Raw genomic sequence first — 12188 nt, forward strand, 5'->3', positions numbered from 1 at the left:
ATCAGCCGTCGGGAGCAGCTGTGTGTACCTCTTGGGTATGACGTGGTGTTGGCGTTGTGCGGGGCTTGTTGTGCGGGGTTCGTTGTGCGGGTCTGTTGCCGCCTGCGGCGGGAGCGCCCTGCGGGCGCGGCCTCGATCGCCGGCCGGGCCTGGGTGGTGGTGGGTGCCGGGGGGCGACATCGGGTTGTGGGGCGCGCCTGCTCTTTTTGTTTTCAGCCCGTCCGGCGCTTGAGGACAACGCGCGAAGCGTGTTATGGGGTCTGGGGCGGCGCCCCCACGCGGCGGAGCCGTACATCAGATGCGGCCGGGAAGGGGCGGGGCTGGGGAACAAACAGCCCGTTGGGGGCACCTCCCAGCGTTAGCTGGGGGAGATTGAGGACGCGGCCGCAGGCCGCCCCCGCCGCAGGCGGCAACGAAACCCGCAGGCTCCCAACCCCCGTCAACCCGCCCGATGCACGACCGCGTCGCAGAGATCTTCCAGCGCCGCCTTCGCGAACCCCTCCGGCAGAGGAGCCAGGATCGCCCGGGCCTCCTCCGCGTAGCGGACCGTGTCCCGCCGCGCCTGCTCCAGCGCCGGATGCGCGCGCAAGCGCCGAAGCACCTCGGCGTGCACGGCGTCGTCGCTGAGGTCGCCGTCGAGGAGCTCGCACAGCCGGCGGTCCTCCGCCGAGCCGCTCGCCGCCGCCTGGGCGCGCAGGTGCAGCACCGGCAGCGTGGGGATGCCCTCGCGCAGGTCCGTGCCGGGCGTCTTGCCGGACTCGTGGGAGTCGCTGGCGATGTCGAGGACGTCGTCGGCGAGCTGGAAGGCGATGCCGAGCCGCTCGCCGTAGTGGGTGAGGATGTCGACGGTGCGCTCGTCGGCGCCGGACATCATCGCGCCGTACCGCCCGGAGACGGCGATCAGCGAACCGGTCTTGCCCGCGAGGACGTCGAGGTAGTGCTCGATGGGGTCGCGGCCGTCGCGCGGCCCGGCCGTCTCCAGGATCTGGCCGGTGACCAGCCGCTCGAACGCCTCGGCCTGGATGCGGACGGCCTCCGGGCCCAGGTCGGCGAGGATGTAGGAGGCCCGGGAGAAGAGGAAGTCCCCGGTCAGGACGGCCACGGAGTTGCCCCAGCGGGCGTTGGCGCTGTCGACGCCGCGCCGCACCTCCGCCTCGTCCATGACGTCGTCGTGGTAGAGCGTGGCCAGGTGGGTGAGCTCGACGACGACGGCCGAGGGCACGATGCCGGGGGCGTGCGGGTCGCCGAACTGCGCGGCGAGCATCACCAGCAGCGGGCGGAACCGCTTGCCGCCGGCCCGGACGAGGTGCTGGGCCGCCTCGGTGATGAAGGGCACGTCGCTCTTGGTGGCCTCGAGGAGGCCCTCCTCGACGGCGGCCAAACCGGCCTGGACATCGGCTTCAAGAGCCTGGTCCCGCACGTTCAGCCCAAAAGGCCCGACGACGGTCACGAGGGGTACTCCTGTCTGCCTGCGAACACGGGGATTGTCGATGTGTCGCTGTCTCCACCGAAAGTCAGCGTATCCGGTCGGCTGTCGATCACCGTGGGCGCCTTCCCGGTCGACCGGACGTGTGCCCCGTTATGTACGCGGTCATCCCCCGGGGGCGGGCCTCCTGACCCCCTTGACACGGGCCCTGGCGCGGCTCTGCCGCTCGTCGCGCGGCAGTGGGAGGGTCCGGTTCCGGCCAACCCGGAACCGGACCCTCCCACCGGCGCGACCCCGCCTCACGAAAGGGCGCCCACCGCCTTCGCCAGCCGCGGCGACGCGTACTCCGTGCCGCAGACGAACCGCATCACCGGTCCGTAGCTCGCCGCCGCCGGGAGGCCCGTGAAGAACAGGCCCGGGACCGACGAGTGGTAGCCGGGGCCCAGCCGGGGGCCGCCCGCGCCGACCGCGAGCCTGGTCCGCAGGCCGTGGCCGAGGAAGTCGAGGGCGGCCAGATCGACGTGATAGCCGGTCGCCGCGAGGACGTGGTCCGCGGCGAGCTCCCCCTCGGTGGACCCGTCGGGCCCGGCGAGCGCCAGGACAGGACGGCCGTCCTCCACCCTCGCCCGGACGATCCTCTTGCCCTCCGTGACCTGCACCCGGCCGATGAAACGATCCCGCAGCCACCAGGCGCCGAGCGGCCCGAGCACCCGCTGGACGAGATACTTCCGGGCCGGCGCCGGGAGCCTGCGGAAGCCGTCCGCGTAATACGAGAACGCGTACAGCGACCAGGCCCGCCCGAACGGCGTGTCCGGCTTCAGCGGCGACTGCCCGTCCGGCGCCGCCCCGAAGCGCACCGCGCCCCGGCGCCGCGCCAGCACCCGCACCGACGCGGCCCCGCCCTCCGCCAGCAGCACGGCGCTCTCCAGCGCCGACTGCCCGGCGCCGACGACCACGACATCGCGCCCGGCGAACCGCGAGAGGTCCTCGTGCTGCGAGCTGTGCGAGATGGGGCCGCTCACCGACGGGCCGTCCGGCACGGCCGCGGCCAGCTCGGCCGGCAGCCGCGCGAAGCCGCTGAGCCCGGTCGCGACCACCACGGCACGGGCCGCGAACTGCTCGCCGGAGTCCAGCTTCAGCTCGAAGGCGGTGGACCTGCGGTCCACGGACACCACCCGCACCTGCTCCAGATCCGGCACCAGGCGCTCCTGGAACCACAGGCCGTAACGGGCGAAGACCTCGACCGGGATGGCGTCCCAGTCCGATTCGTACCGCCGCTCCCCCACGTCACGGCAGAAGTCGAGCAGCGTGTGCCCCGGTTGAGGCGCGTCGATGCTCGACGCCACCGGGGTGGATTTCAGCAGCATTCCGGCGGGCATGTGCTCCCGCCAGCTCACCATCGGCGAACCGAAGACCCGGGTCGCTATGCCGTGCGCCTTCAGATGGGCGGCGGTCGACAGTCCGTACGGACCGGCCCCGATGACTACGACGGGAAGTGTCACGAGTCCCCTCCCAGGGCATTGCTTGCTCGAATTGATCGAATCAATCGACGAGAGCAGCGGCACGCCTGGAGCGCCACAGCTGCCAGAGGTGCCGGACACCCGGCTTCACGAACCGGGCGAGCATGGTGAAGAACGGCTTCATGTCGTCCCGGGCGGCCCAGGCCAGCTCCGTGCCGCTCGCCCGCGCGGGCGCGTGCGGGGTGGTGTAGCCACTGCGGCGGTAGGCGGCGAGAGCCGGCAGGTCGATGTTCTCGACGACGAACCGGCGGCCCGCGAGCTGCTCCCCCTCGGGGACCTTGCGCCCGGTCAGGTCGAGGTGCTGGGCCCGGACGACGTCGACGCCCGCCTCGTTCTCGAAGAGGCGGAACTGGGCACCCATCCGGGGGTTGAAGTCCAGCAGCTTGTAGCGGCCGTCGCGCCGGTCGAAGCGCCAGTCCAGGTCGATGATCCCGCTGAAGCCGACCTGCTTGATGAACTGGGCTGCCATGCCGGCCAGTTCGGGGTTGTCGACGACGTACGCGTGGGCCGTCATGCCCGCGTGCGGCGGCCAGGAGCGCACCTTGACGCCGGTGAACAGCGCGAGCGGGGTGCTCTCCGCGTCGAAATACGCGTGCACGATCCAGTCCTCGGCCTGCTCGCGGGGCAGGTACTCCTGGAGGATCACCCCGGGCGAGGGGCCCCAGCCCCGCGCCAGGGCCAGCAGCTCGCGCGGGCCGCCGATGCGGGTGGTGCCGTGCACGGCGGGCCTGCGGCGCCGCTCGAACGCCTCGCGGTTCTTCGCCACCAGCGGGAAGCGGGCGCGCGCCGCGAACTCCGCGATCTCCGCGTACGAGGAGGGGAAGAGGGCGTCCGGGGACGGCACCCCGTGCTCCACGCAGAGCTCGTGCAGCCCCTGCTTGCTCGCGAGGCGGCGCGGCAACTCCCGCTCCACCGGCGGGAAGAGGAAGCTCTCCGACAGCTGCTCGGCGTGCTCGGCGACGAGGACGGCGGCCTCCTCGTCGGTGGGCAGCAGCACCGCGGGGCGGCCGATGGACCGGCCTATGCCCAGCAGCCCCTCGACGAGCTCCTCGGGACGCTCGCGGCCGGTGGTCGGCCAGATGAAACCACCGCGCAGATAACGGGATACGGCGGCGGGGGTCCAGCGGTCCTCGGTGATGGCGTACATCGGGATACCGAGCCTGCCGAGGCTGCGGATCGCGCCGACCCCGCCGTGATGCAGGGGGTAATCGCCGATTTTCATGATGAGCCCCGGAACGGACCGGTCCGCCGCGATGGACGTGTGCCTGCTCGCCACCAGCATCCCCCTTGGCCACTCAGCCGCAGCGGCCCCCCACTGTGCGTGACCCGATTAAGGACGCTACTTCGGAATTACTGCTTCCAGCAAGGAATTACCGGACATTGCTCGCCCTTTAGTGAGCGGTCGGACAGCGGTTCGGGCGCGCTCGCCGAAGGCCGTTCCGAGCCGGGGTGGACGGCGTCCGGAGCAGCGCTCACCCCCTGTCCGCGCGCGCGGCGCGCACGCCCCTCACCACCCCTTTCGCTCACCCCTTGTCTGGCGGCCGCCAGCACGTAATGTGGGCACGGACGGTCACCAGACGTCCAGGAGAGAGCGAGGCAGCGTCCCATGCCCCAGCACAGCCCCCGCGAGCTTCCCGAAGGCGATCCCTTCGGCGCGGCCACCCTCCCGTACGGCGTCTTCTCGACGCCCGACGCCCCGGAGCGCCGCCGGATCGGCGTCCGCTACGGCGCTCACGTCCTCGACGCCGCCGCGGCCGCCGCCGCGCACGGCTCGGCGTACGCGGGGCTGCTGGACGAGCCGACGCTCAACCCCCTGCTGGCCGCGGGCCGCTCCGTGTGGCAGGGCGTCCGCGCGGAGATCCGCGGCTGGCTGGGCGGAGAGCACTTCCACCCGCTGGAGGAGGTGACGCTGCACCTGCCCTTCGAGGTCGCCGACTACGTCGACTTCTACGCCAGCGAGCACCACGCCACCAACGTCGGCCGCATCTTCCGGCCCGACGGCGACCCGCTCACGCCCAACTGGAAGCACCTGCCGATCGGTTACCACGGCCGGGCGGGCACGGTCGTGGTCTCCGGCACCGACGTGGTCCGCCCCCAGGGGCAGCGGCGGACGTCGGACGGGCCGGTGTTCGGGCCGTCGACGCGCCTCGACATCGAGGCCGAGGTCGGCTTCGTCGTCGGCACGCCCGCGCCGCCGAACACCCCGGTGCCCCTCGGCGACTTCCGGGAGCACGTCTTCGGCGTGTGCCTGGTCAACGACTGGTCGGCGCGCGACCTCCAGGCGTGGGAGTACGTCCCCCTGGGCCCGTTCCTCGGCAAGTCCTTCGCGACGTCCGTCTCGGCCTGGATCACCCCGCTCGACGCCTTCGACGAGGCGCGCACCGCGCCGCCGGAGCGCACCCACCCGCTGCTGCCCTACCTCGACGACTCCGCGGCGGAGCCGGGCGGCATCGACCTGCGCATCGAGGTGACCATCAACGGCGAGCGGGTCTCCCGGCCGCCCTTCGCCTCCATGTACTGGACGGCGGCCCAGCAGCTCGCCCATATGACCGTCAACGGCGCCTCGTTGCGCACCGGCGACCTCTTCGCCTCCGGCACGGTCAGCGGGCCCGAGCCCGACCAGCGCGGCTGCCTGCTGGAACTCACCGAGGGCAAGGGCCCCTGGCTGGAGGACGGCGACGAGGTCACCCTCACCGCCTGGGCACCGGGTCCCGACGGCGCCCGTATCGGCCTCGGCGAGGTGACCGGCAGGATCACGCCCGCGCGCACGGCCGGGTCATGACCGGCGCCGCCCCGGGCCTCACGCTGCCCGAGGAACTGCTGCTGCTCTCCTTCGATCCGGTCACCGGACGCAAGCTGTGCCGGCATCGCTTCCTCCAGTACGGCGTGGCCGGGGCGGTGCTCGCCGAACTGGAGCTGGCCGGGCGGATCGTGGAGGAGCACGGCCGCCCCACCGCGACCAGCCCCGTGCCCCCGGCGGACCCCCTGCTGGCCATGGCCCTCGCCACGCTGCCCCCGCCCGGCAAGGGCCGGGCGGGCCGGGGGCCGCGGGCGGCCGCCTGGGTGCGCCGCGTCTCGCGCCGCCTGGAGGAGCCCTGGCTGCGGCGGCTGGTGGAGCAAGGCGCGCTGCGCCCCGAGCGGGTGAGGGTGCTCGGCCTCTTCCCCTGTACGCGCTTCCCCGCGGGGCCCGCCGAGCGGACCACCGAGGCACGTGAGCACCTGGCCGCCGCCGTCCGTACGGGCTTCGCCGAGCCGCGCGGCCGCGCCCTGGCCGCCCTCCTCGCGGCCACCGGCGCGGGCCGCCGCCTCCACCCCGGCCCCGAGGGGCGGCCGGCGCGCAGGGCGACGCGGCAGCTGGTGCGCGTGGTGTGGCCGGCGCTCGCGGTCCACCGCAACGTGCAACGCGACCGGTCCGCGGACGCCGGCTGACGCCGCTCCGGAGCAGTGGATCAGGACTGCTAATTTGTCGTGTCCAGATCCACTACGGAGGAGCGAGCGCACGTGCGCAAGGCAGTACAGATCACGGGGGCGGCGTTCACCGCCGCTGTGCTGATGACCGGTTGCAGCAGCCAGAGCGACGACAAGGACAAGAACAAGTCCGCCACACCACCGGCCGCCGCCGGGCAGCAGACGCCGGGCGACGCCCCGGCACCCGACGCCCCGGCCAAGGGCGGCAATGTCAAGGCCGCCGACCTCAGGGGCGGCTGGTCCAAGGGCAAGCTCATGGACAAGAGCATGCTGATCATGTCCTTCTCCGGGAACATGGTGATGCTGAGCGGGAAGACGGCCTGCTCCGGCACCGTCGTCGACAGCGCGCAGCCGGTCACCATCAACATCACCCACTGCCAGGACGGCAGCAGCGAGTACACCAAGGGCACCATCAAGAGCGTGGACGCCAAGACGCTCACGGTGGCCTGGGCCTCCGGCAAGGAGGACACCCTCACCAAGACCGTGAGTGCGGACGGCAAGCCCGCCGTCGAGCTGCCCGGCAAGCTCGGCCACTGACGCACCGCTGCCCGGCACCCTCCGCGGGGTGCCGGGCAGCGCGCCTGTCGCCTTCTCGCGCCTACCGCACGAAGACCCCCGCCTGGCCCGCCAGATCGAGGAAATACTGCGGGGCGACACCGAGGACGAGCGTGACCGCCACCCCGACCGCGATCGCCGTGGAGGTCAGCGCGCTCGGCACCGCCACGGTCGGCCCGTCGGCCTTCGGCTCGCTGAAGAACATCAGCACGATCACCCGGATGTAGAAGAACGCGGCGATCGCCGAGGACACCACACCGACGATGACCAGCGGCACCGCGCCGCCCTGCGCCGCGGCCTTGAAGACCGCGAACTTCCCGGTGAAGCCGCTGGTCAGCGGGATGCCCGCGAAGGCGAGCAGGAAGACCGCGAAGACGGCGGCCACCAGGGGCGAACGGCGGCCGAGACCGGCCCACTTGGACAGGTGCGTCGCCTCGCCGCCCGCGTCGCGCACCAGCGTCACCACGGCGAAGGCGCCCAGGGTCACGAAGGAGTACGCCGCCAGATAGAAGAGGACGGAGGAGACCCCGTCCGGGCTGACGGCGATGACACCGGCGAGGATGAACCCGGCGTGCGCGATCGAGGAATAGGCGAGCAGCCGCTTCACATCCGTCTGGGTGACGGCGACGATCGCGCCCACCAGCATGGTGACGATCGCGACGCCCCACATCACCGGCCGCCAGTCCCAGCGCAGCCCCGGCAGGACCACGTACAGCAGGCGCAGCAGCGCGCCGAAGGCGGCGACCTTGGTGGCGGCGGCCATGAAGCCCGTGACCGGCGTGGGGGCACCCTGATAGACGTCGGGGGTCCACATGTGGAAGGGCACCGCGCCCACCTTGAACAGCAGCCCCATCAGCACCAGCGCCCCGCCGATCAGCAGCAGCGCGTCGTTGCCCGTGGTCGAGGCGAGGGCGGGGTCGACCGTCCTGACCGTGCCGCTCACGACATCCGCGATCCCGGCGTAGGTGACCGTGCCCGCGTAGCCGTAGAGCAGCGCCACCCCGAACAGCAGGAACGCCGAGGAGAAGGCGCCCAGCAGGAAGTACTTGACCGCCGCCTCCTGGGACAGCAGCCGCTGGCGGCGGGCGAGCGCGCACAGCACGTACAGCGGGAGGGAGAAGACCTCCAGCGCGATGAAGAGGGTCAGCAGGTCGTTCGCGGCGGGGAAGACGAGCATGCCCGCGACCGCGAAGAGCACGACGGGGAAGATCTCGGTGGTGGTGAACCCGGCCTTCACGGCGGCCTGTTCGGCCTCGCCGCCCGGCACGGCGGCGCCCTGCGCGACGAAGGAGTCGACGCGCCTGCCGTGCGCCTTCGGGTCCAGGCGCCGCTCGGCGAAGGTGAACACCGCGATCAGGGAGACCAGGAGAATGGTCCCCTGGAGGAACAGCGCCGGGCCGTCGACGGCGACGGCGCCCATGGCGGCGGCGTGCGCCTTGCCGGTGCCGTAGCCGCCGGCGGCCAGAGCGATGACGGCGGCGAACGCGGCGACGAGGCCGGCGGCGCTCAGCAGGGTCTGCGCCGTATAGCGCAGGCGGCGCGGCAGGAACGCCTCCACGAGGACGCCGAGCACGGCGGCGCCGAGGACGATCAGCGTCGGTGACAGCTGGGCGTACTCGATATGAGGAGCCGGGATCTTCTTCGCCGGGTCGGCCGACATCGTCCACAGGCTGTGGACGAATGCTGCGTGACTCACTTCGCGGCCTCCACATCGTTCGTCGGGGAAGTCGGCACCTGGGGCTTGGGGTCGACCTTGTGCACCTGCGACATCGTCCGGCCGACCGCCGGGTCGATGATCTGCGTCAGCGGCTTGGGGTAGACGCCGAGGAAGATCAGCAGGGCGATCAGCGGCCCGACGACGACCAGTTCGCGCACCTTCAGGTCCGGCATGCCGCGCACCGGCTCCCGCACCGGGCCGGTCATCGTGCGCTGGTAGAGCACCAGGACGTACAGCGCGGCGAGGACGATGCCCAGCGTCGCGACGATCCCGGCGGCCGGATAGCGGCTGAAGGTGCCGACCAGGACCAGGAATTCGGAGACGAACGGTGCGAGGCCCGGCAGCGAGAGCGTGGCCAGACCGCCCACCAGGAACGTCCCCGCGAGGACCGGCGCGACCTTCTGCACCCCGCCGTAGTCGGCGATCAGCCGGGATCCGCGGCGGGAGATCAGGAAGCCGGCGACCAGCATCAACGCGGCCGTGGAGATGCCGTGGTTGACCATATAGAGCGTCGCGCCGCCCTGGCCCTGGGTGGTCATCGCGAAGATGCCGAGGATGATGAAGCCGAAGTGCGAGATCGACGCGTAGGCGATCAGCCGCTTGATGTCCCGCTGGCCGACCGCGAGCAGCGCGCCGTAGAGGATGCCGATCACCGACAGCACAATGATCACCGGGGTCGCCCACTTCGACGCCTCGGGGAACAGCTGGAGGCAGAAGCGGAGCATCGCGAAGGTGCCGACCTTGTCGACCACCGCGGTGATCAGCACGGCGACGGGCGCGGTGGACTCGCCCATGGCGTTGGGCAGCCAGGTGTGCAGCGGCCACAGCGGCGCCTTCACCGCGAAGGCGAAGAAGAAGCCGAGGAACAGGGCCCGTTCGGTGACGGTCGCGAAGTGCAGCTCGCCGGCCGCCCGCGCCTGGACGATTTCCTGGAGGGAGAAGGTGCCGGTGCCGAGCTGGTGCGCGGTGACGGCGTAGAGCCCGATGACGGCGGCCAGCATGATGAGCCCGCCGGCGAGGTTGTAGAGCAGGAACTTCACGGCCGCGTACGAGCGCTGGGCCGCCGTCTCCGCCTCGGTCCGCCCGCCCGCCCGGTCACCGAAGCCGCCGATGAGGAAGTACATCGGGATCAGCATGGCTTCGAAGAAGATGTAGAAGAGGAAGACGTCGGTGGCCTCGAAGGAGATCACCACCATCGCCTCGACCATCAGGATCAGCGCGAAGAAGCCCTGGGTGGGCCGCCAGCGCCGGTTGGGCGCGGGCTCTTCGAGCGGGTCGGCGTCATGCCAGCCGGCCAGCATCACGAAGGGGATCAGCAGCGCGGCCAGGGCGATCAGCACCACGGCGATGCCGTCGACCCCCAGGTCGTAGCGCACCCCGAAGTCCTTGATCCAGGCGTGCGACTCGGTCAGCTGGAACGGCTTCCCGGAGTCCGGGTCGAACCGGGCCAGTTGCACACCCGCGAGCGCGAGCGTGGCCAGCGCGAAGCCGAGCGCGAGCCATTTGGCGGCCGTGCGGCGCGCGGCCGGGACGGCGGCGGTCACGACCGCGCCGGCCGCGGGCACCGCGGCCGTGACCGTCAGCAGGGGAAAAGACATGATCAGACCGCCCTCATCAGCAGGGTCGCGGCGATGAGCAGGGCCGCACCGCCGAACATCGAGACCGCGTACGACCGCGCGTAGCCGTTCTGGAGCCTGCGCATCCGGCCCGAGAGCCCGCCGACGGAGGCGGCCGTGCCGTTGACCACGCCGTCGACCAGCGTGTGGTCGGCGTAGACCAGGCTGCGGGTGAGGTGCTCACCGCCGCGGACCAGCACGACGTGGTTGAAGTCGTCCTGGAGCAGGTCGCGCCGGGCGGCCCGGGTGAGCACGTTCCCCCGCGGCGCCGTGACGGGGACGGGCCCGCGGCCGTACTGCGCCCAGGCGAGCGCCACCCCGAGGACGAGGACGGCCATGGTGCCGATCGTGACGGTGAGCGCGCTGACGGGGGAATGGCCCTCCGCGTGCCCGGTGACCGGCTCCAGCCACTTCAGGAAGGTGTCGTTGATGCTGAACAGCCCACCGGCGAAAACCGATCCGAAGGCGAGCACGATCATGGGGATCGTCATGGTCGTGGGCGACTCGTGCGGGTGCGGGGCGTTGCCGTCCGCGTCCGACTGCCAGCGCTTCTCGCCGAAGAAGGTCAGGATCATCACGCGCGTCATGTAGTACGCCGTGATGGCCGCGCCCAGCAGGGCCGCGCCGCCGAGGATCCAGCCCTCGGTGCCGCCCTTGGCGAAGGCGGCTTCGATGATCTTGTCCTTGGAGAAGAAGCCGGACAGGCCGGGGAAGCCGATGATGGCCAGATAGCCGAGGCCGAAGGTGACGAAGGTGACCGGCATATACCTGCGCAGGCCGCCGTAACGCCGCATGTCGACCTCGTCGTTCATGCCGTGCATCACCGAACCGGCGCCGAGGAAGAGACCCGCCTTGAAGAAGCCGTGGGTCACCAGGTGCATGATCGCGAAGACATATCCGACGGGACCGAGCCCGGCGGCGAGGATCATGTAGCCGATCTGGGACATCGTCGAGCCCGCCAGGGCCTTCTTGATGTCGTCCTTCGCACAACCGACGATCGCACCGAAGAGGAGCGTCACCGCGCCGACCGTGACGACCGCGGTCTGGGCATCCGGTGCCGCGTTGAAGATCGCGCCGGAGCGGGTGATGAGATAGACGCCCGCGGTCACCATCGTCGCCGCGTGGATGAGGGCCGAGACCGGGGTCGGGCCCTCCATCGCGTCACCGAGCCAGGACTGCAGCGGCACCTGGGCGGACTTGCCGCACGCGGCGAGCAGCAACAGCAGCCCGACGGCCGTCAGCTTGCCCTCCCCCGCGCCCGTGGCGTGGGAGAGGACCGGGCCGAAGGCGAAGGAGCCGAACGTGGTGAACATCAGCATGATCGCGATGGACAGGCCCATGTCGCCCACGCGGTTGACGAGGAACGCCTTCTTGGCGGCGGTGGCCGCGCTCGGCTTGTGCTGCCAGAAGCCGATCAGCAGATACGACGCGAGGCCGACGCCCTCCCAGCCGACGTACAGCAGGAGGTAGTTGTCGGCGAGGACGAGCAGCAGCATCGCGGCGAGGAAGAGATTCAGATAGCCGAAGAAGCGGCGGCGCCGCTCGTCGTGCTCCATATAACCGACCGAATAGAGGTGGATCAGCGCGCCCACCCCCGTGATCAGCAGGACGAAGGTCATGGACAGCTGGTCCAGCTGGAAGCCCACGTCCGCGCGGAAGCCGCCGACCGGCACCCAGCTGAAGAGGTGCGAGGTGAGCGTGCGGTCCTCGCGGCCCTTGCCGAGCAGGCCGGCGAAGAGCACCACGCCCAGCGCGAAGGACACCGCCGCGAGCAGCGTGCCGATCCAGTGCCCGGCGCGGTCCAGCCGGCGGCCGCCGCACAGCAGCAGGCCCGCGCCCAGCAGGGGGGCCGCGACGAGCAGTCCGATGAGGTTCTCCACGTCAGC

9 protein-coding genes are annotated in these 12188 nt (G+C 71.6%); 3 read left to right on the forward strand and 6 right to left on the reverse strand.

Annotated elements, in window-relative coordinates; translation table 11 throughout:
- Nucleotides 1–439 precede the first annotated feature (439 nt).
- From ACZ4A5_RS06560 to ACZ4A5_RS06570, 3 genes are all read right to left on the reverse strand, one after another.
- A complete protein-coding gene (locus ACZ4A5_RS06560) occupies nt 440–1450 on the reverse strand; it encodes a polyprenyl synthetase family protein (RefSeq protein WP_467578989.1) in 1011 nt (336 codons plus the stop codon).
- A 275-nt stretch (nt 1451–1725) separates the two neighbouring features.
- Nucleotides 1726–2928: an NAD(P)-binding domain-containing protein gene (locus ACZ4A5_RS06565; protein ID WP_467578991.1), complete on the reverse strand. Its 1203-nt coding sequence runs from the start codon at nt 2926–2928 to the stop codon at nt 1726–1728.
- A 40-nt stretch (nt 2929–2968) separates the two neighbouring features.
- Nucleotides 2969–4228, reverse strand: a complete 1260-nt coding sequence (locus ACZ4A5_RS06570) for a carboxylate--amine ligase (protein WP_467578993.1) — start codon at nt 4226–4228, stop codon at nt 2969–2971.
- Nucleotides 4229–4552: 324 nt separating this feature from the next.
- On the opposite strand from ACZ4A5_RS06570, the gene fahA reads away from it, so the two are divergent.
- The 3 genes from fahA (at nt 4553) to ACZ4A5_RS06585 (ending at nt 6951) form a co-directional block, all read left to right on the forward strand.
- Nucleotides 4553–5728 carry a fumarylacetoacetase gene (fahA, locus tag ACZ4A5_RS06575; protein WP_467578995.1) on the forward strand — a complete coding sequence of 392 codons (1176 nt, stop codon included), beginning with the start codon at nt 4553–4555 and terminating at the stop codon, nt 5726–5728.
- A complete protein-coding gene (locus tag ACZ4A5_RS06580; RefSeq protein ID WP_467578997.1) occupies nt 5725–6375 on the forward strand; it encodes a GOLPH3/VPS74 family protein in 651 nt (216 codons plus the stop codon). The genes fahA and ACZ4A5_RS06580 overlap by 4 nt, the downstream gene beginning before the upstream one ends.
- 72 nt (nt 6376–6447) lie before the next feature.
- Nucleotides 6448–6951, forward strand: a complete 504-nt coding sequence (locus tag ACZ4A5_RS06585; protein ID WP_467578999.1) for a hypothetical protein — start codon at nt 6448–6450, stop codon at nt 6949–6951.
- A gap of 61 nt (nt 6952–7012) precedes the next feature.
- On the opposite strand, the gene nuoN is transcribed toward ACZ4A5_RS06585, so the two are convergent.
- Genes nuoN through nuoL form a run of 3 tightly spaced genes read right to left on the reverse strand, consistent with a single transcriptional unit; the run spans nt 7013 to nt 12182 of the window.
- Nucleotides 7013–8665 carry an NADH-quinone oxidoreductase subunit NuoN gene (nuoN, locus tag ACZ4A5_RS06590; RefSeq protein WP_467579001.1) on the reverse strand — a complete coding sequence of 551 codons (1653 nt, stop codon included), beginning with the start codon at nt 8663–8665 and terminating at the stop codon, nt 7013–7015.
- Nucleotides 8662–10284 (reverse strand): NADH-quinone oxidoreductase subunit M, encoded by a 1623-nt coding sequence (locus ACZ4A5_RS06595; protein ID WP_467579003.1) that lies wholly within the window; start codon nt 10282–10284, stop codon nt 8662–8664. Before ACZ4A5_RS06595 ends, nuoN begins: the two co-directional genes overlap by 4 nt.
- Nucleotides 10285–10286: 2 nt before the next feature.
- Entirely contained in the window at nt 10287–12182 is a 1896-nt protein-coding gene (nuoL, locus tag ACZ4A5_RS06600) for an NADH-quinone oxidoreductase subunit L (RefSeq protein ID WP_467579005.1), read from the reverse strand.
- Nucleotides 12183–12188 lie beyond the last annotated feature (6 nt).

This window comes from Streptomyces sp. NPDC025618, assembly GCF_055558795.1.

What these genes read in the sequence shown, in the direction of transcription:
- ACZ4A5_RS06570 (WP_467578993.1), bottom strand. Translation starts at nt 4,228, where the DNA reads ATGCTGGTGGCGAGCAGGCACACGTCCATCGCGGCGGACCGGTCCGTT.
- fahA (WP_467578995.1), top strand. Translation starts at nt 4,553, where the DNA reads ATGCCCCAGCACAGCCCCCGCGAGCTTCCCGAAGGCGATCCCTTCGGC.
- ACZ4A5_RS06580 (WP_467578997.1), top strand. Translation starts at nt 5,725, where the DNA reads ATGACCGGCGCCGCCCCGGGCCTCACGCTGCCCGAGGAACTGCTGCTG.
- ACZ4A5_RS06595 (WP_467579003.1), bottom strand. Translation starts at nt 10,284, where the DNA reads ATGTCTTTTCCCCTGCTGACGGTCACGGCCGCGGTGCCCGCGGCCGGC.